The organism is Bosea beijingensis, assembly GCF_030758975.1.
Lineage (GTDB): Bacteria > Pseudomonadota > Alphaproteobacteria > Rhizobiales > Beijerinckiaceae > Allobosea > Allobosea beijingensis.
Genome location: NZ_CP132359.1, coordinates 4,143,203 through 4,169,647 on the forward strand (window position 1 = coordinate 4,143,203; position 26,445 = coordinate 4,169,647).

The following is a 26,445-nucleotide window of genomic DNA, read 5'->3' on the forward strand; positions in this document are numbered from 1 at the left end:
TCGACGCGGCATCGAAGTATCGGACAGGCGCGGGGCTCGCTGCACATGCAGGCACCACGCAACCATAGGCGTTGTTTGGAGGAGCGCCCGGTGCCGGCGCCATCGCTGGTTGACAGCGGCGCGTGATATAGGTTGGTGTCAACCGATCTCGGCAGGCGTCAATCTGTTGCCGCGCGGGCCTCCATCGCGCTTCGACCACGAGGAGACGAGCATGAAGATCGTGACCAGCCTGAGCTTCCAGGGCCGATGCCGCGAAGCTTTCGAGTTCTACGCAAAGGTCCTCGGCGGGAAGATCACCGCGGCCATGCCCTATGGCGATGCGCCGCCCGGCATGCCGATCACCGACGAGAAGTACAAGACCTGGCTGATGCATTGCTGGCTGGAGGTCGGCGACCAGGCGCTGATGGGCGCCGACATGGATACCGCCTGGGCACCGAACGTCGACAAGCCCAAGAACGGCTTCGACGTCACCCTGCACACCGGCGACAAGGCCGAGGGCCAGCGCTGGTTCGATCAACTCTCGGCCGGCGGGCGCGCCGTCATGCCGTTTTCCGAAACCTTCTGGTCGCCGGGCTTCGGCTCGCTGATCGACAAATTCGGCATCCCCTGGATGATCAACACCATTCCCGCGGGCGATTGGCAGCCGAAGGGCTGACACCGGCGAATGGCGCGGCCTGCGATCCCGGCCGGATCGTCGGGCCGGCAGCCCAGGCATGCGAGGGCTACCTCAAGATCAGGGGAGCCATGTCGCGGGCACAGGCGCCAATTCGTCAGAGCATGCCTATGATCGCCGCCGGCCGGAGCTGCTGCTGAACAAGGCGGCGCTGCCGGCGTGAGGCCTCAGCGCTCCTTGCCGATCCGCTCGGGATCATCGCTGCGGCCGTCATGCGATTGTGGTGCCTTGCAATGAACATGCATGTTTCCAAGCCTGACCGCCTGGTCGATCGCGCTGCCGGCATCGGCCAGTCGCTTCCCCGCAAGGAGGACGCGACGCTGGTGCGCGGGGAGGGGCGTTATACCGACGATCTCGCGCTGGATGGCCAGCTTTATGCCGCCTTCGTCCGCAGCCCGCATGCGCATGGCATCATTCGCGGCATCGACTCCGCCGACGCCAGGGCGATGAAGGGAGTCGTCGCGATCTACACGGCCGAGGACCTCGAAGGTCAGGGCTATGGCGCGCTGAAATGCGCCGTGGACCTGACGAACCGCGATGGAAGCGCGATGAAGAAGCCGGTCCGGCACGCGCTGACGGCGGACAAGGTGCGCTTCGTCGGCGATCCCGTCGCCATGGTCGTCGCCCGGACAGTGCAGCAGGCGCGCGATGCCGCCGAGGCCGTGTCGCTCGATATCGATATCCTGCCCGCGGTGACCTCGGCCGAGGCAGCGCTAGCTCCCGATGCGCCCCAGCTTTTTGACGACGTGCCGGGCAATCTCATCCTCGACTATCATTTCGGCGATGCCGGCAAGGTCGCCGCGGCCTTTGCCGAAGCCGCGCATGTCGCCAGGGTGCGGATCGTCAACAACCGCATCATCGTGAACCCGATCGAGCCGCGCGCGGCGATCGGCACCTATGACCGCAAGACGAAGCGCTACACGCTGCGTGCCCCGAGCCAGGGCGCCTTCGGCATGCGCAACAATCTCGCGGCGGCGATGGGCGTGCCGCAGGAGCGGATGCACCTGCTGACCGGCCATGTCGGCGGCTCCTTCGGCATGAAATCGGCGGTGTTCCCGGAATATGTCGTGCTGCTCCACGCGGCGCGGCTCTTGAAGAAGCCGGTGAAATGGGCCGACCAGCGCTCCGAGAGCTTCGTCTCAGACCACCACGGCCGCGACATGGTGTTCGAGGCCGAACTCGCCCTCGATGCGCGCGGGCGCTTTCTCGCCACGCGCTTCACCGGCTTCGGCAATATGGGCGGCTATCTCTCCCAGCCCGGCCCGCTGATGGCGACGCTGAATATCGGCAAGAACAGCGTCGGCATGTACCGCACACCGCTGGTCGAGGTGCAGACGCGCTGTGCCGTCACCAACACCGTGCCGATCGCGGCCTATCGTGGCGCCGGGCGCCCGGAGGGCAACTATTTCATGGAGCGACTGATCGATACCGCCGCCCGTGAGATGGGGATCGACAGGGCCGTCATCCGGAGCCGCAACCTGATCGCGCCCGCGCAACTGCCGTGGAAGACCCCGATCGGGACGGTCTATGACAGCGGCGATTTCCCGGCGCTCTTCGCAAGGGCGCTGGAGGCGGCCGACTGGAAGGGCTACCGGGCACGCGAGCGCGCCAGCCGCAAGGCCGGCAAGCTGCGCGGCCGCGGCATCGGCTGCTATCTCGAAGTCACCGCCCCGCCGACGAACGAGATGGGCGGCATCCATTTCGAGGCGGACGGCACGGTCACGATCGTCACCGGCACGCTCGATTACGGGCAGGGCCACTGGACGCCCTTCGCGCAGGTGCTGACCAGCCAGCTCGGCGTGCCCTTCGACAAGATCAAGCTGGTGCAGGGCGACAGCGACCGCCTGATCGCGGGCGGCGGCACCGGCGGCTCGAAATCGATCATGGCGAGCGGCTCGGCCATCATCGAGGCGAGCGAGCGCGTCATCGAGAAGGGCAAGCTGCTCAGCGCCCATTTACTGGAGGCGGCCGTTGCCGATATCGAGTTCACCGATGGCCGCTTCGGCATCGCCGGAACCGACCGCTCGATCGGCATCATGGAGCTCGCCCGCAAGCTGCAGGCCGGCGCGTCGCTGCCGGAGGATCTGCCCAGGACGCTGGATGTCGACCATGTCTTCAAGGCCGCTCCTTCAGCCTATCCCAATGGCTGCCACATTGCCGAGGTCGAGATCGACCCGGATACCGGCCATGTCGCGATCGCGAGCTACGTCATGGTCAACGATTTCGGCGTGCTGGTGAACCCGATGATCGTCGAGGGCCAGCTCCATGGCGGTGTCGTTCAGGGCATCGGCCAGGCGCTCTGCGAGATGACCTCCTATGACGAGAACGGCCAGCTCCTGACCGGCTCCTACATGGACTATGCCATGCCGCGCGCCGCCGACGTGCCCTTCTTCAGTTTCATCAGCGAGGGCGTGCCGACCCGCACCAATCCGGTCGGCGCCAAGGGCTGCGGCGAAGCCGGCTGCGCCGGTTCGTTGCCTTCGGTGATGAACGCGGTCGTCGATGCTCTCGCGCCGCATGGCGTCCGCCATATCGACATGCCGGCGACGCCGCTGGCGATCTGGAGAGCGATACACGCGAAGGCCTGACGGTGCGCCGGCACCGGCGCAGGATCGCAATGTTCCAACGATAACGGGGAGGAGAAGTGATGCGCGTCGGTGTGCCCAAGGAGATCAAGGTCCATGAATACCGGGTCGGCCTGACCCCTGAAGCCGTGCGCGAATACGCGGCGGCTGGTCACGAGGTTCTGGTCGAGACCGGCGCAGGGGCCGGCATATCCGCCACCGATGCAGCTTATGAAGCGGCCGGCGCGAAGGTCGTTCCGAGCGCAGCCGAGGTCTTCGCCAGGGCGGAGCTGGTCGTAAAGGTCAAGGAACCGCAGCCCGGGGAATGGGTGCAGCTCCGCGAGGGCCAGATCCTCTTCACCTATCTCCATCTCGCGCCCGATCCTGAGCAGACGGAAGGCCTCCTGAAATCCGGCGTGACGGCGGTCGCCTATGAAACCGTGACCGACAGGGCCGGCGGGCTGCCCCTGCTGGCGCCGATGAGCGAGGTCGCCGGGCGGCTGGCGATCGAGGCTGCTGGGCGCTGCCTGCAGCGCCATGCCGGCGGCCGTGGCGTGCTGATCGGCGGCGTGCCCGGCGTGCCGCCGGCCCGCATCGCCATCATCGGCGGCGGCGTCGTCGGCACGCATGCGGCGCGCATGGCGGCCGGGCTCGGCGCCGATGTCGTGATTCTCGACCGTTCTCTGCCGCGACTGCGGCAGCTCGACGAGCATTTCGGGGGCCGGGCGCGCACGCGCTTCTCGACGCTCCATGCGATCGAGGAGGAGATCCTCGCCGCCGATGTCGTGATCGGCGCCGTGCTCATCCCAGGTGCGGCGGCGCCGCGCCTCGTATCACGCGCGCAGCTCTCCCGGATGAAGCGCGGCGCGGTCCTCGTCGATGTCGCGATCGACCAGGGCGGCTGCTTCGAAACCTCGCGAGCGACGACGCATGCCGACCCGACCTTCGAGGTCGATGGCGTGATCCATTACTGCGTCGCCAACATGCCGGGTGCCGTGCCGCTGACGTCTAGCTATGCGCTGAACAACGCCACGCTTCCCTTCGGCATGGCGCTGGCCGCGCGCGGCCTGGATGCCATTCGCAGCGATCCGCATCTGGCGGCAGGGCTGAACATCCATCGCGGCCGGATCACCAATGCGCAGGTCGCAGAGAGCCTGCGCCAATCCTACGAGCCGGCGCAGGCCGCGCTGGCTGCCTGAGTTCCGCCGGAAAGCTTCGGCCAGGCCGTGCCGGGCTCGGTTTCGCCCGGCGCGCGCCTCAGCCGCGCTTCTTGCTGCGCCTGAGTTCGGAAAGCGTGTACCAGAGCACTGCCGCGAGGATCACCGTGCCGCCGACGAGGGTCGCGACCGGCGGCTGCTCGGAGAACAGCAGCCAGACCCAGACAGGCGTCATGACGATCTCGGTGGTGCCGATCAGGGCGGATTCGGCTGGCGGCAGGTGTCGCGCACCCATGATGAACAGCACCAGCGCGATCGAGAAATTCGTCGCGCCGAAGGCTGCCAGCACCAGCATGTTATGGGCATCGAGCGACTCCCAGGAGCCGAACGGCGCGAAGATCGCGAAGGCGAGCAATGCGCTGACGAAGATCGGCGGCATGGCCGGCAGCTCCGGGTCCAGCCGCGGCACGACGATGACCACGGCGAAGGTCACAGTCATCAGCAGCGCAAGCAGGTCGCCGACGATCCGCCCGGCACCCATCGAGGCTGAGATGATGATGCCGACCCCGATCAGGCAGCCGAGGCCCGCCACCATCGCGCGCCATGCGATCGGCTCCTTCAGCAGGAGCCAACCCAGGATCGCGGCGATGAACGGCGCGGTCGCGTAGATCACCGCCACATTCGCCACGCTGGTCGTGTAATAGGCGCCGATGAAGGCGGCCTGGCTGATCGTCTGGCAGGCGATCAGGGCAAGGCCGGCGGGAGCGAACGTCTTTTTCCACTGCCGCCGCGTTCCCGCGCCGCCGAACAGCACCATCGGGACGATCAGGAAGATTGCCGCGAAGAGCGAGCGCCAGGCGATCGCCGTCCAGGCATCCGTCGTCAGCAGGCGCGCATAGATGCCGCTGGCGCTCCAGGCGACGGTCGCGGCGAAGACGAGCAGGACGCCGCGGGAATGGGCGGTCGATGAAGGCGGTTTGGTCGTCAAGATCACACGCGCGGCAGAACGGGGCTGGAGAGAAGCCACAACGGGCTGGCATCGGTTCGTCAATGGCCTGGCCTTGCAGTGCGCGAAGGGCCCCAAGGCAAAAAAAGGCCGGCATCCTCGAAAGGAGCCGGCCAAGGGGAAACCGTTGGCACGCGGCCAAGAGGTCTCGAGGGGAACGGGACGGCAAGGCTCCGCGGGGAGGAGAAAGCGGAGGGGCCGTCGACCGCACCCCGGATATGGGTTGCCTCGGCGCGATCTCAACGCGCGAATGGATCAGGCCGGCCATGCGCTGGGCTCACGTGTACAGGGCACAGGGGGGCTCCGGCGAGGAGCGGCCCTGCGTTCAGGGCAGGGCCAAGATGCTTGCCCCTGCCATTTCCACCATCCTAGGATCGACGGATTGGGATCGCAGCGCGCTTCCTGCGCGGCATGCCTATCGGGTTCGCTCAATTCTACGACGTAAGGCCGCCGTGACACATTCCAAGCTTCGTATCGCCGTTCTCCAGTTCTCCCACGAGACGGTCACCTTCCTCCCTAACGACACGACGCGGGAGGATTTTATCTATCCCGGCTCCCCGGCCACCGGCGAAGCGCTCCTCGCCACCGACCCCAAGGGCTACATGGGTGGTTTCGTCCAGGTTGCCCGCGAGTTCGAGGATGTCGAACTGATCGGCATCACCTCGCCGCTCTTTCCGCGCACCGGCACGGGCTCGGGCTGGGTGACCGAGGACGCCTATGAGCATTTCATGGGCACCATCGTCGCGGAATTGAAGGCGCAGCCTGATCTCGACGGCGTCTATCTCGCGCTTCATGGCGCGCTCGCGGTGCGTGGCGTGCTCCGGCCGGAGGCCGACATCGCCCGGCGCGTGCGCGAGGCAGTGGGCAGGAAGGCCTTCATCACCGCGACCTTCGATCCGCATGGCAACGAGGACGAGAACTTCCTCGCCCATGCCGACATGGCGTTCTGCGTGAAGTATTTCCCGCATTACGACATGCATCTGCAGGGCGAGCGCGCGGCGCGCATGCTGGTCCGGGCGATCCGCGGCAGCTTCAAGCCGGTGCATCGCACCCTGCGCATCCCGATCATCGCGCCGACCGTGGTGATGTGGACCGGCGCCTCGCCCTGGTCCGATCTGATCCAGCGCGCCCTGATCTGGGAGGCGCGCGAGCCGGATGTCTTCGTCAACGTGTTCTTCGGCTTCCCCTGGTCCGACGTTCCGGATGCCGGCATGTCGCTGCAGGTGCTGACCGATGACGACCCGGACCTCGCCGAGCGCGTCATCCGCGACATGGCGGAATGGACCTGGCGCCGGCGCCAGGCGCTGCTCGACACCGTCAAGATCTACAAGACGAAGGAGGCGGTCGCCGAGGCCCGCACCGCGGTGGCCGCAGGCAAGGGGCCGGTCCTCCTCGCCGATTACAGCGATCGTTCCGGCTATGCGACCTGGCTCCTCCAGGAGATCGTCGCGCAGAAGCTCGAGCGCACGCTGGTCGCCACGATCGCCTCGCCCGATGTGGTTCGCGCCGTGATCGAAACCGGTGCGAAGCCGGGCGATCCGTTCGATGCCGAGATCGGCGGCCTCTTCGATGAATCGGCCGGAGCCCCCATCCGCATCTCCGGCAAGCTGCGCTCCGTCGGGCCGGCGACGACCGCGCGCGGCAATGGCAAGGACTGGATCTGCGTCGAATTCGGCAAGGGCAACCTGCTGGTGCTCAGCCCCTATCTCGTCCAGATCATGGAGCCTTCGGAGCTCTGGCAGCTCGGGCTCGCACCGGACGAATTCGATGTGATCGCGATCAAGTCGCGGGTCCATTTCCGCCGGGGCTTCGACGATAGCGGCTTCACGCCCACGATCCTGCTGGTCGAGCCGCCCGAGCCCTTCATGGGCACGGTCCATCTCGATGCGCTCGCTTACGAGAACCTGACCCTGACTGACTACTATCCCTATGGCAGTCCGAGCTTCCCGCCGGCCGACTGGGGCAAGCAATCCGGCTGACGGGGCCCGGACGGGCCGCGCGCTAGGCGAAGAGGAGCCCATGCGAGCTGATCGCATGGGCGGCAGGCCGGGTCCGCGTGTTGCATGCCCGCATTCCCGGCCTATCTTCCATCGATGAACCCGATCGCCTTCGACAATTCCTATGCGCGCCTGCCGGAGCGCTTCTACGCGGTGGTCGCCCCGACGCCGGTCGCCGGGCCACGGTTGATCCGGTTGAACGCGCCGCTCGCAACGCGGCTCGGCCTCGATCCCGACTGGCTGAAGGGGCCGGAGGGCGTGGCGATGCTGTCGGGCAACGGCGTGCCGGCCGGAGCCGCTTCGATCGCGACCGCCTATGCCGGCCATCAGTTCGGCGGCTTCAGTCCCCAGCTCGGCGATGGCCGCGCCATCCTGCTCGGCGAGGTGGTCGACCGCGACGGCAGGCGCCATGATCTCCAGCTCAAGGGCGCAGGGCCGACCCCGTTCTCCCGCAGGGGCGATGGCCGTGCCGCGCTCGGGCCCGTGCTGCGCGAATACATCGTCAGCGAGGCAATGGCGGCGCTGGGCGTGCCGACGACGCGTGCGCTCGCCGCGGTCCTGACCGGCGAGCCCGTCCGGCGCGAGACCTTGTTGCCCGGCGCCGTCCTGACCCGCGTTGCCTCCAGCCATATCCGGATCGGCACCTTCCAGTATTTCGCCGCGCGCGGCGATGTCGAGGCGCTGCGCCTGCTCGCCGACCACGTCATCGCCAGGCATTATCCGGCCTGCACCGGGGAGGGACGCTATCTGGCTCTACTGGAGGCCGTGGTCGCCGCGCAGGCCGCGCTCATCGCGCAATGGATGACGATCGGCTTCATCCACGGCGTGATGAACACGGACAACATGTCGATCGCCGGCGAAACCATCGATTACGGCCCCTGCGCCTTCATGGACGCCTATCATCCGACGACCGTGTTCAGCTCGATCGACGAGCATGGCCGCTACGCCTATGCCAACCAGCCGCCGATGGCCCGCTGGAACCTGACCCGCTTCGCCGAGACGCTGCTGCCGTTGCTGGACGAGAACATCGACAAGGCCGTGCCGATCGCGCAAGGAGCGCTCGACCGGTTCGATCCGCAGTTCCAGGCACATCTGATCGCCGGCTTCCGCCGCAAGCTCGGGCTTGCCGCCGAAGAGGCGGAGGATGTCGAGCTCATCAAGAGCCTGCTCGATGCGATGCAGGCCGGCGAGGCTGATTTCACCCTAGTCTTCCGTCGCCTGAGCGAGGCGGCCGGGCAGGACAGCGCGGAGACCTGCCGCGATCTCTTCAAGGACCCGGCGGCCTTCGATGCCTGGGAGGGGCGCTGGCGTGAGCGCTTGCAGCGGGAGCCGGCATCGGCCGACGCCCGCCAGGACGCGATGCTGCGGATCAATCCGCTCTATATCCCGCGCAACCATCAGGTCGAAGCGGTGATCGAGGCCGCCGTCGAACGCGACGATTTCGCCCCCTTCGAAACGCTCATCGAGGTGTTGGCGAGGCCTTTCGAGGCGCAGCAGAACCGTGAGGACTACGAACGCCCGCCGGCCGTGCATGAGCGCGTGCTGGCGACGTTTTGCGGGACCTGAGACTTCGCGCGGTTCCCGGGCCCGCAGAAACGCATGCCGTTGCGCGCCCCGGTGGCCTGCGCTTGAGGCGTCAGGCGGCGAGCTTGGGCCAGGGCCGTGCCGAGGCGCGCATCTCCTCGAACGCGTGGGCGACGCGAAGCACGCCGAGATCGTCGAAGGACTGGCCGATGATCTGGAGGCCGATCGGCAGCCCGCCGCTCGAGTAGCCGCAATTGATCGACAGCGCCGGCTGGCCGCCCATATTGGCCGAGACCGTGAAGGCGATATGCTCGAAAGGCCGCTGCGGATCGTTATAGGGCGACGCCCATTCCGCCGGATAGGACGGTTCCGGCGCCGTCGGCGAGATGATGAAGTCGACGTCCTTGAGCGCGCCGTGGATCGCGTTGCGCATCGCCTCGATCTGGGCGAAGCCGGTATAGACGTCACGCCCCGAGAAGTCCTTGGCCGTCACGATCCAGTTGAAGATATAGGGCAGGATCTTGGCCTGCTGCTCCGGCGGCAGGCGCGAGACGTCCTCATAGCCGCGCGCCCGCCAGAAGCGGTCGAGCCCGTCGATCATGGTGCGGGTCAGGAACGGAGCGATCGGCACGATGGTCGCGCCGGCACCGGCGAGGATCGCGGCGGCGCTCTGCACGGCCGCCCGCGTCTCGTCGCCGACGGCCTGGCCGAAGCCCGCGTCCAGCCACAGGCCGATCTTCATACCTTTCAGCGATCCCGCAAGATCGAGCCAGTCGAGCTGCTGGTAGGGTATGGCCATCGTGTCGCGGCGATCCGGTCTGGTCAGCACCGACATGTAGAGTGCGGTGTCCGCGACCGTGCGCGTCATCGGTCCGGCGGCGCGCCCGATGAAGGGCGGGTCGATCGGCAGGCGTCCGGCCGAAGGCTTCAGGCCGACGAGGCCGCACCAGCCCGCGGGCAGGCGGATCGACCCGCCGATATCGGTGCCGACATGCAAGGGGCCGTAGCCGGCGGCGGCGGCGGCGGCGGCGCCCGCGCTTGAGCCGCCGGGATTGGTCGAGAGGTCCCACGGATTGCGTGCCAGCTTGTGGAAGCTCGACAGTCCGGAGGACAGCATGCCGTAATCCGGCATGGTGGTCTTCGCGAAGATGATGCCGCCGGCTTCGCGCGTGCGGGCTGATGGCGGCGCATCGGCCGCTGCCGGCACCAGCGTCATGGCCGCGGTACCGAGCGGCACCGGCGTCCCCTTCGTCGCGATGTTCTCCTTGATCGTGACCGGCACGCCGTCGATCGCCCCGAGCGGCTCTCCCTTGGCCCAGCGCGCCTCGGACTGCTTCGCGTTCTCCCGCGCCGCCTCCGGATCATAGGCCCAGAGCGCATTGAGTTGCGGCTCCCAGGCATCGGCGCGCGCGATGACGGCGTCGATCACCTCGACGGGCGAAAGCCTGCGGGCACGATAGGCGTCGACGAGTTCGACGGCCGTCAGATCAGCAAGGTCGGTCATGGGGCAGCTCTCGTCAGGTCCAGTCTTCCAACACGGTGAAGTCGCGCGGGGCAGCCTCAGCCGTGATAGATCGAGATCGTCTTCATGCTGGCGAAGCCGTAGAGGGCCTCGAAGCCCTTCTCGCGGCCATGGCCCGATTTCTTGACGCCGCCGAAGGGCAGCTCGACGCCGCCGCCGGCACCGTAATTGTTGATGAAGACCTGGCCGGCCTGCGCGGCGCGCGCCATGCGCAACTGCCGGCCGCCATCGCGCGTCCAGACGCCGCAGACCAGGCCGTAAGGCGTGCCGTTGGCGAGCGCCAAGGCCTCTTCCTCGGTATCGAAGGGCATGATCACCTGCACCGGGCCGAAGATCTCTTCCTGCGCCAGCCGGTGATCGGGCGGAACGTCGCGCAGCAGGGTCGGCGCCACATAGGCGCCTTCCGCCGGTGCATCGGCAACGATCGTGCCCTGCGCCGCGACCTTCAGGCCGTCCTTGCGGGCGACGCCGAGGAAGTCTTCGATAATCGCCTTCTGGCGCTGCGAGACGACAGGGCCGACGGAGAGGTCGGACTCGGCCGGTCCGACTTTCAGCGCGCGGTAACGCTCGCTCATCCGCGCGACGACATCCTCGTAGACCGCGCGCTCGACGAGGATGCGCGAGGAGGCCGAGCAGGTCTGGCCGGCATTCTGGATGCCGGCATTGACCAGGAACGGCACGGCGCGGTCGAGATCGGCATCGGCGAAGACGATTTGGGCCGATTTGCCGCCGAGTTCGAGCGTCACCGGCACGGCGTTGCGGGCTGCGGCGGTCTGCACCATCTCGCCTGTCCGGGCCGAGCCGGTGAAGGAGATGTGGTTGATGTCCGTATGCTCGGAAAGCGCGGCGCCGGCCTCGGCCCCGAAGCCCGTGACGATGTTCAGCGCACCGGCAGGCAGCCCCTCTTCCTGCGCGATCCGCGCGAATTCGAGGATGGTGAGGCAGGCTTCCTCCGCCGGCTTGACCACGGCGGCATTGCCCATGGCGAGCGCCGCGCCGAGGCTGCGCCCGAGGATCTGCATCGGGTAGTTCCACGGGATGATATGCCCGGTGACGCCATGCGGCTCGTAGACCGTCAGGACGGTGAAGCCGTTCTGGTAGGGGATGGTATCGCCATGCACCTTGTCGGCTGAGGCGCCATAGAACTCGAGATAGCGGGCGAGCGCGACGACATCGGCCCGTGCCTGCGTCAGCGGTTTGCCGACATCACGCGCCTCGATCTCGGTCAGGAGGTCGATATTCCTGAGCACGCCGGCCCCGATCCGGGTCAGGATGCGCCCGCGCTCGGTCGCGGTCATCCGGCCCCATTCGCTGGACAGCGCCTGCCGGGCGGCGGCGACCGCGAGATCGACGTCCTCCCGCCGGCCTCGCGCCAGCCTGGCCAGGACCTGGCCGGTCGAGGGATTGCGCACATCGATAAGCTCGCCATCGATGGAATCGCGCCATTCGTTGGCGATGAAATTGCGATAGGTCTTCACGTTACGCCTCGGTCTTCGTCTGTTGCTTGGCGAGCTGTGCCTGGAGGCGGACAGCGGTCGCATGAATATGAGAGCGCGCGACGCGCTCGGCCTCGTCGGGCTTGCGCTTCCGGATCGCGTCGAGGATCTCGATGTGCTCGGCCACCGCGGTGCCAGCGCGTTCGCTCGACAGCGCGAGGGCCGGCGCGAAAACCTGGGATGTCAGATGCAGCAGCGGCACCAGCGATGCCAGAGAGGCATTGCGGGCCACGCCGATGATGGCCAGATGAAAGTCGACGTTCGACTGGACATAGGCGCTCGGATTCCAGTCCTTGATCAGCCTCTTCTGCAGCTCGACCAGCTTGGCGAGCTTCTCGATCTCGTCCGGGGTCGCGCGCTCGGCGGCGTTGCGTGCCGCGACGCCGTCCATTGCCTCGCGCACGGCATAGGCATCGAGCAGCTTCGGCAAGTCGGCCGTTGCGACCCGGACACCGCTGCCCGGCTTGTTGACCACGAGCCCATCGCGCTCCAGGACGCGGAGCGCTTCCCGTAACGGCGTCCGGCTGATGCCGAACTCGACGGCGATCCGCTCCTGCCGGAGCGTCGCGCCGGGCGCGTAGACGCCGGCATAGATGCGCTCGCGCAGCACCTGTGCCACCTCGTCGAGAAGGCGCGACTGGCTACGCCACTCGAGCACTTGGTCCATCGATTTCTCCAAGATCCGCAAAATGGTATCCAGGATACAGGAACTGTCAATATCGACTGATGGTTCAGTGTTCCGGCGAGCACGCACTGGCAGCGGCTTCGTGCATCTGAAGACGGGAGCGTCCTATCGGGCGTGACAAAGGCGATCTAGGCTGAGGAGGCCCGGAGCAGCCGCCGGTTCATCGAAGCAGGACAACGCGATGTTTCTTTTCGACGGCCCGGACAAGGCCGATGTGACCATTCTCCTGGCTCACGGCGCCGGAGCCCCGATGGACTCGCCATCGATGACGGCCGCAGCGAAGGCGCTGGCCGGGGTTGGGTTTCGCGTCGCCCGCTTCGAGTTCGACTACATGGCGGCGCGGCGCGAGGGAGCCTCTCGCCCGCCACCGCCGCGCGCCGAAAAGCTGAACCCGCAATATCTCGCCGCCATCGAAGCACTCGCCGCCACGGGAACGCTTGTCATCGGCGGCAAATCGATGGGCGGTCGCGTCGCCAGCATGGTGGCCGACGGGCTGTTCAAAAGCGGCCGGATCGGCGGCCTGCTCTGTCTCGGCTACCCCTTCCATCCGCCCGCCAAGCCGGAGCAATTGCGAACCGGGCATCTCGTCGATCTGAAGACTCCGACGCTCATCGTGCAGGGCACGCGGGACGAGTTCGGCACCCGGGAGGAAGTCTCGGCCTATCGGCTCTCTCCGGCGATCGACCTCCGCTGGCTGGAGGATGGCGATCACGACCTGAAGCCCCGCAAGCGGATCTCAGGGTTTTCGGTGTCCGATCATCTCGGGACCATGGCCGATGCTGCTTCTGCCTGGGCCGGGCGCCTGACGGGAAGCAGGTTGGCGGGCTTTCCATGAGGGCATGAGCCCGATCGAGGCAGCCGTGACGCCGGCAACAACGCCGTGATCGATCACCCCGCGGAAGCGGAGCCGATCTTGAGCAGGCGATCGATCTCGGCGCCGTTGTCGGTGAGATGATCGACCAGCTTTCCGGCATGCGGCACGCGCTGCCCGGCGCCTGCGTAGGGAACAGCCTGCCGGACGAAGGCGAAGAGCTGGCTGGTGACGGCGCCGAGCGGCTTGGCCTTCCGCATCTCGACGGCCTGGGCCGCCACCATGAGCTCCATGCCGAAGATCGAGCGGCAGAGCGTCACCATATCCGCCATCCGACGGGCTGCGAGGCCGGCCATGCTCGCGCGATCGAGATTGCCGTTGGAATGGCTGGAGCTGGCCAGTTCGCTCACGACCGGAGCGCCGAGAAGCCGCGCCTCCGAGGTGATCGACTTGTGGAATTGGGCGAGGCCGTTAAAGCCCGGCAGGCCGACGCCGTCTTCCTCGATCAGGCCGACGCTCAACCCCGACCAGAATGAATCCGCTTGCTTGGCCAGGCGTTCGGTGGAGCTGGTCACGACCGGCACCATGGCGAGCCGGGCGACATCCAGCGCCATCGCCAGCGCGACCATGTCGAAATTGGCGACCGAGACCAGTTGGCGCTGTTCGATCGCGACGATGGGATTATTCTGGCTCGCGCCCAGTTCGATGGCGAGCTGCTTGCCGGCGAAGGCGAAGCTGTCGGCGGCCGAGCCATGGATCAGCGGCAACGAACGGAAGCTCAGCGGGTCCTGGATGTGGCGCGGCCCGCCGGGTTGCGTCAGGTAGCTGCCGTCCAGATAGGTCCGGATCGCGCGGCCATGGCGCAGCACGCCGTCGAAGGGGCGGGAGTTCAGCGCCGCTTCCGAGACGATCGACGGATTCGCGGCAAAGCCCTCCATGCTGAAGGCGCCGGCCAGCGTCGCGAGGTCGAGCATGCGTGCCAGGTCGTGGAAGGCGAGGGCGGCCGTGCCGATCGACAGCGCGCTGGAATTGAGCAGGGCGAGCGCCTCGCCGGCTGCGAAATCGTGATCCTTGTAGAGCTCCAGCGCGAGATCGGCGATCGGCGACATGTCGCTCTGGCCCATCGAGCCCCAGAGATGGACGTCGATCCGGCGATCTGTGTTCAGCGCCTCGACCAGAATCTCGGCCATGACCTGCCGCACGCCGAGATAACCGGTCGCCATGCTGTTCAGCAGGACGACCATCATCGCCCGTACGGTTTCCCGCGAGGCGAGGGGGCCGTGCCCCATGTTGTGCGTCAGGAGCAGGCGGCGGTTGAACTCCGGAATTCGGTCGGGAGCGAGCATCGTGCCGGTCTTGGCGCCGACGCTGCTGGTGACGCCATAGATCTTCTCACCCTTGCGGACGACCTCGTCGACGACCGCGCGGGCACGGCCGATACGTTCGATCGCCTCTGGCGCGAGAGCCACGCGCGCTCCGGAACGAGCGACCTGGACGATCGCCGCCGGAGACAGGTTGCGGCCGGTGATCTCGACGATAGTCTGCATGGTGATCCGTCTCGGCGGCGATCTGGAGCTTGCCCGCGATGCTGTCAGGCTGCTCAAAAAGGACAATAAGCTAGTTCATTGAATTAATAGCAGGCTTGCTGCTCGTCAATCGCCCGCCATTGCGGTAGCGTGTCGAGCGACGCAGGTCGCATTGGGAGCCGCATGATCGTTCGCAGCGTTTCTTCGAAGCCGTTGGATTTCAAACGCACCGGCATTTCCCGCTATCACCAGCTCGCCACGCTGTTCCGGCGCCGGATCGAGGCCGGGCAATGGCAGGTCGGGGAGCAGATCCCGACCGTCGACGAGCTCGCGACCGAATGCGGCGTCGCACGCGCGACGATCCGTCAGGCGCTGGACCTGCTCGAGGGCGAGGAGCTGATCGAGCGCTACCGGGCGCGCGGGACATTCGTGCGTCGGCGGCCGGCGGAGAATCTGTGGTGCGCGGTCGGTACGGACTGGTCCGGGCTGCTGCGCCCGAATTACGACGCGACGATCGAAATCCTCCATGACGAGCCCGATCAAGTGCTGAATGCCTTCGAGGGGCAGATCGGAACGCTCGCGCCCGTCTATCGACATGTCCGGCGCCGGCACTGGCGGCACGGACAGCCCTTCCTTCTCGCCGATCTGCATGTCGACGAGCGGCTTCGCGATCGCATCACCCAGCGCGACCTCGAATCGAAGACGGCGCTGCGCCTGGTCTCCGAAGTCGAGGGCGTCGAGATCGCCGATGCGCGCCAGACCCTGACCATCGGCACGGCGGATATCGAGACCAGCGAGGCGCTCGGAATCTCCCTGGATTCTCCGGTCGCCTTCGTCCATCGGCAGGCGCTGGACCAGAACGACGTGCTGGTGCTCGACGCCAAGGGCATCTATCGCGGCGATGTCGTCAAATTTGACGTGAAGCTGCGCTAGCGGTCAGCCTCCCTTGAATTGCGGCGGCCGCTTTTCCAGAAAGGCGCGCATGCCTTCCTTCTGGTCCTGCGTGTCGAAAAGCTGGACGAAGGCCTTGCGCTCCAGCGCGAGCGCCGTCTCCAGCGGCACGTCCTGTCCGAGCTGCACGGCTTCCTTGATCGCCTGGACCGCAAGCGGCGGCATCGCGGCGACGGTCCCGGCGATGGCGAGGGCGCGGTCGAGGGCGCTGCCATCGGGCACGACCTCCGAGAGCAGGCCGGCCTGGAACGCTTCGGTCGCGGTCAACGGGTCGCCTGTCAGGGCGAGCTTCATCGTGCGATACTTGCCGATGGTCCGCAGCAGGCGTTGCGTGCCGCCGGCACCGGGCATGATGCCGACGCGGATTTCCGGCTGGCCGAAACGCGCCCCTTCGCCGGCGATGATCATGTCGCAGCACAGCGCGGTCTCGCAGCCGCCGCCGAGGGCATAGCCCTCGACCGCCGCGATCAGGATCTTCGGGCAGCGCCGCAGCACCGTGAACATCCGGTCGGTCGCGAGGGCCTGGTGCTGGGCCGGGCTCATCGGCTCCATCTCGGCGATATCCGTGCCGGCGATGAAATAGCCGCCCGCGCCGGTCAGCACGATGACCCGCACGCTCGCATCCGCCTCGAGCGCCAGCACCGCGTCGGCGATGCGCGCTTTGATGTCTAGGTTCAGCGCGTTGCGCCGCTCCGGGCGGTTCAGCGTGATGACCGCGACGCCGTCGGAGGCATGGTGCAGGGTGACGATCTCCGCCATGTCCATCTAGCCCTCGAAAACCGGCTTGCGCTTCTCGGCGAAAGCGCGCTGCGCCTCCTTCGTATCATCGGAGGATGCCAGCGCCACGGTCTGCGACTGCTCGAAGCGATAGCCGTCGCGCAGTTCGAGGCCCTCGGTGACGTTGAAGGAGCGCTTGGCCGCCTGGACCGCCGAAGGGCTTTTCGACGCGATCTCGCGCGCGATCTCCTGCGCCAAGCCGAGCAGGCGCTCGCCCGGCACGCAATCCGAGGCAACGCCCATCCGGTAGAGCTCCGCGCCACGCACCCGGCGCGCCGTATAGATCAGCATCCGCGCATCGGATTCGCGGAAGAAGCGGCGGACATGGCTGACGCCGCCGGCGAGCCCGACATCGACCTCGGTCATCGCGAAGAAGGCTTCCTCCGCCACGAGGATGACGTCGCAGCACAGGGCGAGCACGCAGCCGGCGCCAATGGCCGCGCCATTGACCGCGGCGATGACCGGCTTGGCGCATTCCATCACGGTGTCGAAGGAGGCGCGCACCAGACGGTTATGGCGCGGATAGGCTCCGGCTTCCTCCGCGAGGCCCGGCCGCTCCTTCAGGTCCGCGCCGGCCGAGAAGGTCTTGCCGGCGCCGGTCAGCACGATCGCCCGCACGTCGGCGCGGTCGCTCAGGCTGTCGAAAACGGCGACGATCTCCTCCCGGAACTGGCGATTCTGCGCGTTGACCGGGGGCCGGTCGATCGTCACCGTCGCGACGAAATCGCTGACCTCGACCGTCAGGCACTCTAGGGCGTTGGCCATCTGAAACTCCGTAACGAACCCGGACGGGCCGGCATCAGAACCCGTAGAGTTCACGAGGATTGTCGACGAGAATCCGGTGCCGCAATTCCGCATCCGGAACCCATTCTGCGAAGAGGTCGAGCAGGTGCCCGATATCGGGCGCCCGCTCGGCGAGGCGTAAGTGCGGCCAGTCCGAACCCCAGATCACGCGATCGGGGTTGGCCGCGATCAAGGCATCGTGGAACGGCCGGGCATCGGCATAGTCCGGAAAGTCCTGCGAGCAGCGGCACAGGACGAGCTTGACCCAGAGCCAGCCTTCCCGAAGCGCGTCGAGGATCACCCTGAACGACGGATCGTCCAGTCCGCGTGCGATCTGCAGGCCGGCCATATGGTCCAGCACGATCGGCAGGCCGCTGGCGCGGTAGAGCGGCAGGTTGGCGGCATGGCGGTCGATTCCCGCCCAGACCTCCGCATGCCAGCCCCTCGCCCGCATGCCGGGCGCCATAGCTGCAAGAGACGCGGTCCCGACCGAGCCCGGGAAGGGGCCGGTTCCACCGGGCACGGTCATGTCGTTGAAACGCAGGCCGCGGATGCCCGCTGCATGCCAGGCGTTGAGATCGGCCTGAGGCACGCGCTCGCTCGCGGCAGCGATACCGCGCAAGCGGCCTTCACCTTGCGCCAGGGCGTCGACGATCGGAGCGGGATCTTCGCCATAGGCACCCGGCTGGACGAGAATGCCGCGGCTCAAGCCGGTGGTCGCCAGCATGTCGCGATGCGCTGCGGCCGGAGCCAGAGGCGCAGCGTAATGCATCTGGTGCGAGACTGAAAAACGTTCGTAAGGTCCAAAGACATGCGCGTGGCAGTCGCAGGCGCCGGCCGGCAGCGTCCAACCGGGCGCCCGATGCGATCGCGGGTCGACCGTTTCAGTCACGACGGGTTTCCTCAGACACCGGTACGGAAGCCGGCAGGCGCGTCGGCCCGCCCTGCAACAGGGGCAGAGGCGGCGTCGCTCCGTCCGGCAGGGGAATTCCGTGGGCGTTCAGCGTCATCGACACCATCGTGTAATAGCCGATCACGCCGGTGAGCTCGACCGCCCCGCGCTCACCCCAGCGCTCGACGATCGCCGCATGCACGCCGTCGGGAACGGTGCCGGTCTGCACGAGCAGGCGGGCATAGTCGTAGATCTCGCGCTCCTCGTCCTCGGCGAAGACCGGGGCCTTGCCCAGCCGGATGGCTTCGATGCAATCGGCACCCAGGCCCGCGACCTTCGCCGCTTCCGCATGGATGTGGAATTCGAGCTGGCTGTTCCAGTGGCGCCCGACCACGATGATGGCGAGCTCGTTGAGTCTGGCCGGCAGCAGCGTCGAATAGCGCAGGAACTCGCCGAGGCGGGACCAGCGCGTGGCAAGCTCCGGGCTATGGATGACGGCGCGCAGCGGTCCGACCAATCGCCCGCGCGGCCCGGAGACGACCTCGTCATAGACCTTGCGCTGATCGGGCGTCATCTCGTCGACGGCCGGGAGGTGAAGGCGCCCCATGCTGTGTTCCATCAAGCTTGTTCGGCCAGGCCGATGTCGCGGAGGATCTCGTCGGTATGCTCCCCGAGCAAGGGCGGGGGGCGGTCGAATGAGAGCGGCTCGTTCTCGAAGTTCAGCGGGCTCACGATCTGCGGAACCTTGCCGGCGAGCGGATGCGGCAACTGGCGCAGCATGCCGCGGTGCTTGACCTGAGGATCGTCGAACACCTCCGGCACCGTGTTGATCGGTGCGCAGGGCACGCCGGCCGCATCGAGCGCGGCGATGAGCGTGTCGCGGTTGAGCTGGCCGAAAGCCGTCCGCAGCAGCGGATCGAGCAAGCCATGGTTGGTCACGCGCGCCGGATTGGTGGCGAAGCGCGGATCGCGCGCCCATTGCGCCTCGCCCAGGGCCTCGCAGAGCTTGGCGAACTGCCCGTCATTGCCGACCGCCAGCACGATGAAGCCGTCGGCGCAGGGGAAGACGTCCTGAGGCTGGATATTGGGATGGCGATTGCCGCCGCGCACCGGCGCGCGGCCCGAAACCAGCCAGTTCATTGCCTGGTTGGCGAGGAAGCCGGTCTGAACGTCCAGCATGGCGAGATCGATATTGTCGCCCTTGCCGGTCTCGTTGCGCCGGACGAGCGCTGCCAGCACGCCGACCGCGGTATACATGCCGGTCATGATGTCGACGATGGGGACGCCGACCTTCTGCGGCCCGGCGCCGGGCATGCCGTCGCGTTCGCCGGTGACGCTCATCAGGCCGCCCATGGCCTGGATCGCGAAATCATAGGCCGCGGCGGATTTGCGCGGGCCGCTCTGCCCGAAACCGGTCACCGAGGCGAAGATCAGGCGCGGATTGATCGCGTTCAGCGCCTCGTAATCGAGGCCATAGCGCTTGAGCGTCCCGACCTTGTAGTTCTCGACGACGATGTCGCTTTTGGCAGCGAGCCGGCGGATGATGTCCTGCCCTTTCGCGCTGGTGATATCGACGGTGATCGAGCGCTTCCCGCGATTGACCGAGAGATAATAGCCGGCTTCGCTGGTCGGATTGCCGGCCTCGTCCCTGAGATAGGGTGGCCCCCAGGCCCGCGTGTCGTCGCCGGCCTCCGGGCGCTCGACCTTGATCACGTCGGCGCCGAGATCGGCGAGGATTTGGGTCGCCCATGGACCGGCCATGATTCGGCTGAGATCGAGGACCCGGACATGGGAGAGGGGCCCCTGGCGCCGGACATCAGCCATCGTCCCGAACCTCCGTGGCGATGGCAGAGGGCCGCTGGCGGAAAGCGTCGTGCCATTGCGCGAGCCGGGGATGGCCTGCCCGCCAGTCCAGATCGGTGAAGCGGAAGTCGAGATAGGACAGGCAGCAGCCGAGCGCTATCCCTGAAAGCGGCAGCGGCCCCGGCGCGATCGGACCGGCCTCGTTCTCGAAACGTGCCAGAGAGGCCGATGCCTTGGTGGCGAAGCTCGACAGCCACTCCTCAGTCTGCTTCTCCGTGGGCTTGTTGCGCTCGTTGCGCCAGAGAATCAGCAGGTCGAGAAATCCGGTCGCCAACGCGTGACGGCTGAGTTCGCTCCAGCGCTCTGGTCCCGCAACGGGAATGATGAGCCCGCCACCGGCGAGTGAATCGAGATACTCGCAGATCACCCCGGAATCGATCAGCGCCGATCCATCGGCCAGGACCAGCGTCGGAATCTTGCTCAGCGGATTGTCGGGCAGCAGGTCCGGGTTCGGCTTCGTCATCTGCACGACCGTGCGCCGCAGCGTCAGCCGGTCGGTGAGGCCCAGTTCATGCGCGGCCAGCATCACTTTCCGCACGAAAGGCGACCGAGGCGACCAGTGAAGTGTCATATCGCCCATTGCACGCTCCCGGCCTATCGGCGCAAATCTATTAGTTCAGTTTTATGGCCTATAACAACCTGAGGCTGACCTGTCGAGCGGGATGGCATATTGAGGTTGGCGGCATTGGATCGCTACAAGCCTGCAAATTATAACGAAACTCGTAGCGCAGCGCTTTCAGGGGCGAATGGCGGTCGCGGTTGACGGCGGTCTATTGCATCAATAGGCTAGTCTTATGTCCTTTTAAAAATAAGCGGGAGGAAACGATGAAGGCATTTCATGCTGCTTTCGCGGCAGCGGCGATCGTGGGGTTGGCCGCGACCGCGCAGGCCGGCACGCTCGAGAAGGTCAAGGAGCGTGGCGAGCTGATTTGCGGGACGAGCCCGGGTGTCCCCGGTTTCTCGCTGCCGAATGCGCAGGGACAATGGGGCGGGCTCGATGTCGACCTCTGCCGCGCCGTCGCTGCGACGGTCCTGGGCGATGCCAAGAAGGTCAAATACATCTCGCTCAATCCAAAGGACCGTTTCGCGGTCGTGCAATCCGGCGAGGTCGACGTGCTCTCGCGCCAGACCACCTGGTCATTGTCGCGCGATACGACGCTCGGCCTGTCCTTCTCGGCGATCACCTATTTTGACGGCCAGGCGCTGATGGTCAAAAAGTCGATGAACATCAAATCCGCGAAGGACCTGGGCGGCGCGACCGTCTGTGTCCAGGGCGGCACGACGACCGAACTGAACATCGCCGACTTCTTCCAGAAGAACGGGATGAAATACGAGCCGGTGAGCTTTGCCTCGGGCGATGAGGCCATCAAGGCCTTCGAGACCGGCCGCTGCGACGTCTTCACGACCGACGCATCGGCGCTCTACGCCTACCGCCTGAAGGTCGCCAACGGGCAGGATTTCGTGATCCTGCCAGAGCTCATCTCGAAGGAGCCGCTCGGGCCGGCCGTGCGCCGCGGTGACGAAGCCTGGGCGAACATCGTCCGCTGGGCGCATTACGCGATGGTCAATGCCGAGGAACTGGGCCTCACCTCGGGCAATGTCGACGAGCAACTGAAATCGGCCAATCCGGAGATCAAGCGTTTCCTCGGCGTCGACGGCAATCTCGGCGAGGGCCTCGGGCTGACCAAGGACTGGGCCTACCGGATCGTCAAGCAGGTCGGCAATTACGGCGAGAGCTACGAGACATATCTCGGACCGTCTTCGCCGCTGGGCATTCCGCGCGGCGCCAACAATCTCTGGTCGAAGGGCGGCCTGCAATATGCCCCGCCGGTCCGCTGACAGACGCGCTGCTTCCTGAAGCGCCCTGCGAAAGCAGGGTGCGCTTGCTCTTTCGCGCCCGGTGGGGACCGGGCGATGCGTCGAGACAGGCGCCAAGCCAGCGCGACAGATCCAAAAACGACAACAATAGAAGGGGAGACTTGAAATGAGAGCGTCGAGCTTGAAATTCCTGGCGATCATCGCCGCCTTGCTGGGCACCGCAGCGACGGAGGCGGCCGCCCAGAGCTACCCGACGAAACCTGTCCGCATGATCGTTCCCTTCGCCCCGGGCGGGCGGGTCGAGGCCGTGGCGCGCCTGATCGCGGACGCCCTCAGCAAGGATCTCGGTCAGCCCTTCCTGGTCGAAAGCCGTCCCGGCGCCGGAGGCGCGACGGGCGCTGATTTCGTCGCCAAGGCGCAGCCCGATGGCCATACGCTGCTGCTCTGCTCGGCCGGCGTGCTCTCCATCCTGCCCAATGTCGACAAGAAGCTGCCCTATGACCCGGTCAAGGATTTCACGCCGGTGGCGCGGCTCATCGAGGGCTTCACCTTCATCGGCGCCTATCCCGGCCTGCCGGCCAAGTCGATGGCCGAGCTCGTGGCGCTCGCGAAGCAGAAGCCGAACAGCATCGGCTACGCCTCCAGCGGCGTCGGAACCTATAGCCATCTGGCGGGTGAACTCGTCAGCATCGCATCCGGCGCGGCGCTCAAGCATGTTCCCTATCGCGGCAGCGGCCCGGCCCTGAACGATATCGTCGCGGGCCACATCCCGCTGATGATCGGCGGCGAACTCGGGGAGCTCGCCAAGGCCGGCAAGATCCGCATCCTCGCCACCACCAACGAGAAGCGCTCGCCGGAATTCCCGGATGTGCCGACGATGAAGGAAAGCGGCTTTCCGCAGTTCGTCGCTCATTCCTGGGTCGGCCTCGTCGGTCCCGCGAACATGCCAGCAGGCATCGCCGACAAGCTGAACGTGACGCTGGCGCGGGTGATGGCCGATCCGGCCACGCAGGAGAAGCTGCGCGGGCTCGGCGGCGAGCCGGCCTATCAGCCGGCTGCCGATTTCGGAAAGACCGTCGCGCAGGATCGCGACATCTATGCCGAGATCATCGCCAAGGCCGGGCTGAAGTTCGATTGAGCCCGCGGCGCTCAGCCGTCGAACACGAGACCCGTGCCGACACCGTCCGGCACGGCGATCGTTCCGGCCTCCAGGTGCAGCCCCGAGAAGAGGTCGTTGTCCAGCAGCGCCATCTCGGAGAATTCGTGGGGGAAGCGGGGCGGCGGCAGGCTGGCTGCCAGATGCAGGGTATGGGCATGGACGATGCTCGAACCGAAGACGGCGCCGAAGCGGAAATCGACATGCGCGGCGCGGCAGATCGCGATCGCCTGCGCGGTGCGGCTAGGGCCGCCATGATTGAGGATGCGCAGGTTGATCGAGGCGACATGGCCCGTTTCCACGATCCGCAGGATCGACTGCAGGTCCTGGGCGCTCTCGTCCGCTTCGACGGGTATGTCGAGGGCGGAGGCCACGGCGATCAGGCTCTTGAAGTCGCGGGCGGAGGTGGGCTGCTCGACCAGCTCCAGGCCGTAGCGGGCCATGGCGTTGATGGTGCGCACCGCGAGCTTGGGCGGGTAGGACTCATTGGCATCGATCATCAGCGCGACATCCGGCCCGACAGCCGAGCGCACATCGCGGACGCGCGCGATATCGAGCTCGGGCTCGCCGGAAACCTTGACCTTCAGGTGCCGGAAGCCGGCCTCCGCCAGCTCGACGGCAACCTCCGCCATGCGTTGCGGCGATTTCAGGGGAATGATCCGGGTATTGGCGAAACGCTCCTGCCGCTTGCCGCCATACAGGTCGTGCAAGGGTACGCCGAGCGCACGGGCGCGCAGGTCGAGCAAGGCGCATTCGATTCCGGCCTTGACCGGCAGGGCGCCATGGAGCCGTCGATCCAGCCCGTCCATGATGGCGCCGATCGCGGTCTCGTCCTGTCCGACCAGTCCCTCGCAGAGATAGTCGAAGGTCGCCTTCACCACGGCGAGCGGCTCCGTCCAGGGCGGCATCGCGCGGATGTAGCCGTAGCCTTCCACGCCCTGCGCATCTGTCACGATGATGGCGAAGCCCCGTATCCCTGCGAGCGGCCCCTGCGCAAAGCGCCATTCGGGATCGGTCAACCGCTGGTCGATCGCGACCGTCCTGATCGTCTCGATGGGCATCTCGTCTCCGGAGCGGTTCGCACGGCGCAGATCGTATCGTGCAGCTTGCTTGCTTGGCAATAGTCTATAAAACTAGCCTATAGGTATAATGGGCGTGGCAGCCGTTTCGCGGAGCGATGAGGCATGCAGGAAAAGAACGAAGCCGGGCCGGCGCGAGCAGGGGAGCCCGGTGTCGCGTCGGCAAGCACGGGCGGAGATCTCGCGGCCGGGCTCCTGTTCGCCGTTTTCGGGCTCCTGGCGCTCTTCATCGGCCGCGACTATCCGGCCGGCAGCTCGCTGGACATGGGGCCGGGCTATATCCCGCGCGCCGTTGCCGCGGGCTTGCTGGTCATCGGGCTCCTGCTCGCCGTGCGGGGAGCTGGATGGCGCCCGAGGAGGTGGCCCGCCTTCCCGCTGCGCGCCGCCTTCAGTGTCAGCCTGGCGATCCTGCTGTTCGGCCTGCTGATCGAGCGCGCCGGCCTGTTCGTCGCCTGCCTCGCCTGCGTCCTGGCCGCGGCGCTCGGCGATCCGCAGGCGCGCTGGCGGGAGGTCCCGGTCGTCGCGCTGGTCTTTGCAGGCTTTGCTGCCGTGCTGTTCGGCTATGTCCTCAGGCTCTCGGTTCAGGTCTGGCCGCTGTGAGCGAGATCGTTTCCTCCATCGCAGGCGGGCTGGCCGTCGCAGCGACCCCGATCAATCTCTGGTACTGCTTTGTCGGCGCGCTGATCGGAACGCTGATCGGCGTGCTTCCCGGCCTGGGGCCGATCGCCACCATGGCGATGCTGTTGCCGCTGACCTATTACCTTGAGCCGACCGGCGCCCTGATCATGCTGGCCGGCATCTATTACGGCGCGCAGTACGGGGGCTCGACCACCGCCATTCTGATGCGATTGCCCGGAGAATCGTCCTCCGTCGTCACCTGTCTCGACGGCTACGAGATGGCGCGCAGGGGCAGGGCAGGCACGGCGCTTGCCACCGCGGCGCTCTCCTCCTTCCTGGCCGGCACGATCACGACGCTGCTGATCGCCTTTTTCAGTCCGGTCTTGACTGTCGCCGCGCAGCGCTTCGGCCCGGCCGAATATTTCTGCCTGATGGTCCTCGGGTTGATCGCCGCCATCGTCTTCGCGCAAGGCTCGCTGCTGAAGTCGATCGGGATGATCCTGCTCGGATTGCTCCTCGGGTCGGTCGGAGCCGACGTCAATACCGGCCTCGATCGCTTCACGTTCGGTGTTAACGAACTGCGGGACGGCATCGGCATCGCCGCCCTGTCGATGGGAGTCTTCGGCATTGCCGAGGTTGCGCTCAATCTGGCGCGGCCGCAGGAGGAGGGTGGGCGGGCGCAGCCCGTCTCGGCCTTGCGTCTCACCGCGGAGGACTGGCGCCGGGCCTGGCCGGCAGCCCTGCGCGGCACCGGGATCGGCGCGGTGCTCGGCATCCTTCCCGGCGGCAGTGCGATGCTGGCCTCCTTCGCCGCCTATTCGACGGAGAAGAAGCTGTCTTCGTCGCCGGACCAGTTCGGTCAGGGCGCGATCGAAGGCGTGGCAGGCCCGGAGGCCGCCAACAATGCCGGGGCGCAGGCCTCCTTCATCCCGCTGCTCGCGCTCGGCATCCCCAGCAATTCGGTCATGGCGATGATGGCCGGCGCCATGCTGATCCATGGCATCGCGCCGAGCCCGAACCTGTCCACGGCGCAGCCCACCTTGTTCTGGGGTTTGATCGCGTCGATGTGGGTCGGCAACCTGATGCTGCTCGTCATCAACCTGCCGCTGATCGGTCTGTGGGTTCGCTTGCTGCAGGTGCCCTACCGGCTGATGTTTCCGGCAATCCTGCTGTTCTGCTGCATCGGTATATACTCGGTGAACATGAGCGTCTTTGAAGTCGCGATGCTGGCCGCGTTCGGCCTTGCCGGCATCCTGCTCACCCTTCTGGATTGCCCGTTGGCGCCGTTGGTGCTCGCTTTCATCCTGGGGCCAGCCATGGAGGAGAACCTGCGCCGTGCGATGCTCATCTCGGGCGGCGACGTCCAGATTTTCACGAGCCCGATCTGCATTGTCCTCCTTGTCGCAGCGGCTGCGCTGCTTGTGATGATCCTTGTCCCATCCTTCAGGCGCACACGTTCACGGATGGTCGATGCGTAACGCAATGCGCAGGCAAGCGGCTGATTCGGAGGCAGTGGATCAGCGCCGGAGAGATGGAGGGCGGCGGTC

The 26,445-nt window shown here is 66.8% G+C and carries 23 protein-coding genes; 11 read left to right on the top strand and 12 right to left on the bottom strand.

The window, feature by feature from the left end; translation table 11 throughout:
* The first annotated feature begins 211 nt into the window (after window positions 1-211).
* The 3 genes from Q9235_RS19645 to ald all read left to right on the top strand — a co-directional run bounded on the left by Q9235_RS19645 (window position 212) and on the right by ald (window position 4,436).
* Window positions 212-655 carry a VOC family protein gene (locus Q9235_RS19645; RefSeq protein ID WP_306223479.1) on the top strand — a complete coding sequence of 148 codons (444 nt, stop codon included), beginning with the start codon at window positions 212-214 and terminating at the stop codon, window positions 653-655.
* 251 nt (window positions 656-906) lie between these two features.
* The gene (locus Q9235_RS19650; protein WP_306223480.1) at window positions 907-3,261 is read left to right on the top strand and encodes a xanthine dehydrogenase family protein molybdopterin-binding subunit; all 2,355 of its coding nucleotides are present in this window, start codon (window positions 907-909) and stop codon (window positions 3,259-3,261) included.
* A gap of 59 nt (window positions 3,262-3,320) precedes the next feature.
* Complete coding sequence (gene ald / locus Q9235_RS19655; protein WP_306223481.1) at window positions 3,321-4,436, top strand: alanine dehydrogenase; 1,116 nt, start codon at window positions 3,321-3,323, stop codon at window positions 4,434-4,436.
* Window positions 4,437-4,494: 58 nt separating this feature from the next.
* Here ald and Q9235_RS19660 read toward each other — a convergent pair whose 3' ends face one another.
* A complete protein-coding gene (locus tag Q9235_RS19660) occupies window positions 4,495-5,382 on the bottom strand; it encodes a DMT family transporter (RefSeq protein WP_306223483.1) in 888 nt (295 codons plus the stop codon).
* Between the two features lie 470 nt (window positions 5,383-5,852).
* Between Q9235_RS19660 and Q9235_RS19665 the strand changes: the two genes are divergently transcribed.
* Both Q9235_RS19665 and Q9235_RS19670 read left to right on the top strand, forming a co-directional pair.
* Window positions 5,853-7,379, top strand: a complete 1,527-nt coding sequence (locus tag Q9235_RS19665) for a M81 family metallopeptidase (RefSeq protein ID WP_306223484.1) — start codon at window positions 5,853-5,855, stop codon at window positions 7,377-7,379.
* Between the two features lie 114 nt (window positions 7,380-7,493).
* The gene (locus tag Q9235_RS19670) at window positions 7,494-8,963 is read left to right on the top strand and encodes a protein adenylyltransferase SelO (RefSeq protein ID WP_306228366.1); all 1,470 of its coding nucleotides are present in this window, start codon (window positions 7,494-7,496) and stop codon (window positions 8,961-8,963) included.
* A 70-nt stretch (window positions 8,964-9,033) separates the two neighbouring features.
* Here Q9235_RS19670 and Q9235_RS19675 read toward each other — a convergent pair whose 3' ends face one another.
* From Q9235_RS19675 to Q9235_RS19685, 3 genes are read right to left on the bottom strand one after another with little or no spacing between them, the layout of a single operon-like run.
* A complete protein-coding gene (locus Q9235_RS19675) occupies window positions 9,034-10,425 on the bottom strand; it encodes an amidase (RefSeq protein ID WP_306223485.1) in 1,392 nt (463 codons plus the stop codon).
* Window positions 10,426-10,481: 56 nt separating this feature from the next.
* Window positions 10,482-11,921, bottom strand: coding sequence for an aldehyde dehydrogenase family protein (locus Q9235_RS19680; RefSeq protein WP_422678217.1), 1,440 nt, complete (start codon window positions 11,919-11,921; stop codon window positions 10,482-10,484).
* A 1-nt stretch (window position 11,922) separates the two neighbouring features.
* Complete coding sequence (locus Q9235_RS19685; protein WP_306223488.1) at window positions 11,923-12,606, bottom strand: GntR family transcriptional regulator; 684 nt, start codon at window positions 12,604-12,606, stop codon at window positions 11,923-11,925.
* A gap of 199 nt (window positions 12,607-12,805) precedes the next feature.
* Between Q9235_RS19685 and Q9235_RS19690 the strand changes: the two genes are divergently transcribed.
* A complete protein-coding gene (locus Q9235_RS19690; protein ID WP_306223489.1) occupies window positions 12,806-13,459 on the top strand; it encodes an alpha/beta hydrolase family protein in 654 nt (217 codons plus the stop codon).
* A gap of 53 nt (window positions 13,460-13,512) precedes the next feature.
* Here the strand turns inward: Q9235_RS19690 and Q9235_RS19695 are convergent, their stop codons facing one another.
* The gene (locus tag Q9235_RS19695) at window positions 13,513-14,982 is read right to left on the bottom strand and encodes an aromatic amino acid ammonia-lyase (RefSeq protein WP_306223490.1); all 1,470 of its coding nucleotides are present in this window, start codon (window positions 14,980-14,982) and stop codon (window positions 13,513-13,515) included.
* A 162-nt stretch (window positions 14,983-15,144) separates the two neighbouring features.
* Between Q9235_RS19695 and Q9235_RS19700 the strand changes: the two genes are divergently transcribed.
* Window positions 15,145-15,894, top strand: coding sequence for a GntR family transcriptional regulator (locus Q9235_RS19700; protein ID WP_306223491.1), 750 nt, complete (start codon window positions 15,145-15,147; stop codon window positions 15,892-15,894).
* A 3-nt stretch (window positions 15,895-15,897) separates the two neighbouring features.
* Here Q9235_RS19700 and Q9235_RS19705 read toward each other — a convergent pair whose 3' ends face one another.
* From Q9235_RS19705 to Q9235_RS19730, 6 genes are read right to left on the bottom strand one after another with little or no spacing between them, the layout of a single operon-like run.
* Window positions 15,898-16,677 (bottom strand): enoyl-CoA hydratase-related protein, encoded by a 780-nt coding sequence (locus Q9235_RS19705; protein ID WP_306223492.1) that lies wholly within the window; start codon window positions 16,675-16,677, stop codon window positions 15,898-15,900.
* Window positions 16,678-17,454, bottom strand: coding sequence for an enoyl-CoA hydratase/isomerase family protein (locus Q9235_RS19710; RefSeq protein WP_306223494.1), 777 nt, complete (start codon window positions 17,452-17,454; stop codon window positions 16,678-16,680).
* A gap of 34 nt (window positions 17,455-17,488) precedes the next feature.
* Window positions 17,489-18,364 carry an amidohydrolase family protein gene (locus Q9235_RS19715; RefSeq protein WP_306223496.1) on the bottom strand — a complete coding sequence of 292 codons (876 nt, stop codon included), beginning with the start codon at window positions 18,362-18,364 and terminating at the stop codon, window positions 17,489-17,491.
* The gene (locus Q9235_RS19720; RefSeq protein ID WP_306223497.1) at window positions 18,357-18,971 is read right to left on the bottom strand and encodes a carboxymuconolactone decarboxylase family protein; all 615 of its coding nucleotides are present in this window, start codon (window positions 18,969-18,971) and stop codon (window positions 18,357-18,359) included. The genes Q9235_RS19715 and Q9235_RS19720 overlap by 8 nt, the downstream gene beginning before the upstream one ends.
* Before the next feature lie 11 nt (window positions 18,972-18,982).
* Window positions 18,983-20,188, bottom strand: coding sequence for a CaiB/BaiF CoA transferase family protein (locus tag Q9235_RS19725; protein WP_306223498.1), 1,206 nt, complete (start codon window positions 20,186-20,188; stop codon window positions 18,983-18,985).
* The gene (locus tag Q9235_RS19730; RefSeq protein WP_422678218.1) at window positions 20,181-20,753 is read right to left on the bottom strand and encodes a glutathione S-transferase family protein; all 573 of its coding nucleotides are present in this window, start codon (window positions 20,751-20,753) and stop codon (window positions 20,181-20,183) included. The genes Q9235_RS19725 and Q9235_RS19730 overlap by 8 nt, the downstream gene beginning before the upstream one ends.
* 299 nt (window positions 20,754-21,052) lie before the next feature.
* On the opposite strand from Q9235_RS19730, the gene Q9235_RS19735 reads away from it, so the two are divergent.
* Window positions 21,053-22,066: an amino acid ABC transporter substrate-binding protein gene (locus Q9235_RS19735; RefSeq protein ID WP_306223500.1), complete on the top strand. Its 1,014-nt coding sequence runs from the start codon at window positions 21,053-21,055 to the stop codon at window positions 22,064-22,066.
* Window positions 22,067-22,211: 145 nt separating this feature from the next.
* Window positions 22,212-23,183: a Bug family tripartite tricarboxylate transporter substrate binding protein gene (locus Q9235_RS19740; RefSeq protein ID WP_306223501.1), complete on the top strand. Its 972-nt coding sequence runs from the start codon at window positions 22,212-22,214 to the stop codon at window positions 23,181-23,183.
* A gap of 11 nt (window positions 23,184-23,194) precedes the next feature.
* On the opposite strand, the gene Q9235_RS19745 is transcribed toward Q9235_RS19740, so the two are convergent.
* Window positions 23,195-24,262: a mandelate racemase/muconate lactonizing enzyme family protein gene (locus tag Q9235_RS19745; protein ID WP_306223503.1), complete on the bottom strand. Its 1,068-nt coding sequence runs from the start codon at window positions 24,260-24,262 to the stop codon at window positions 23,195-23,197.
* A gap of 123 nt (window positions 24,263-24,385) precedes the next feature.
* On the opposite strand from Q9235_RS19745, the gene Q9235_RS19750 reads away from it, so the two are divergent.
* Complete coding sequence (locus tag Q9235_RS19750; RefSeq protein ID WP_306223504.1) at window positions 24,386-24,880, top strand: tripartite tricarboxylate transporter TctB family protein; 495 nt, start codon at window positions 24,386-24,388, stop codon at window positions 24,878-24,880.
* A complete protein-coding gene (locus Q9235_RS19755; RefSeq protein ID WP_306223505.1) occupies window positions 24,877-26,376 on the top strand; it encodes a tripartite tricarboxylate transporter permease in 1,500 nt (499 codons plus the stop codon). The genes Q9235_RS19750 and Q9235_RS19755 overlap by 4 nt, the downstream gene beginning before the upstream one ends.
* Window positions 26,377-26,445: the final 69 nt, after the last annotated feature.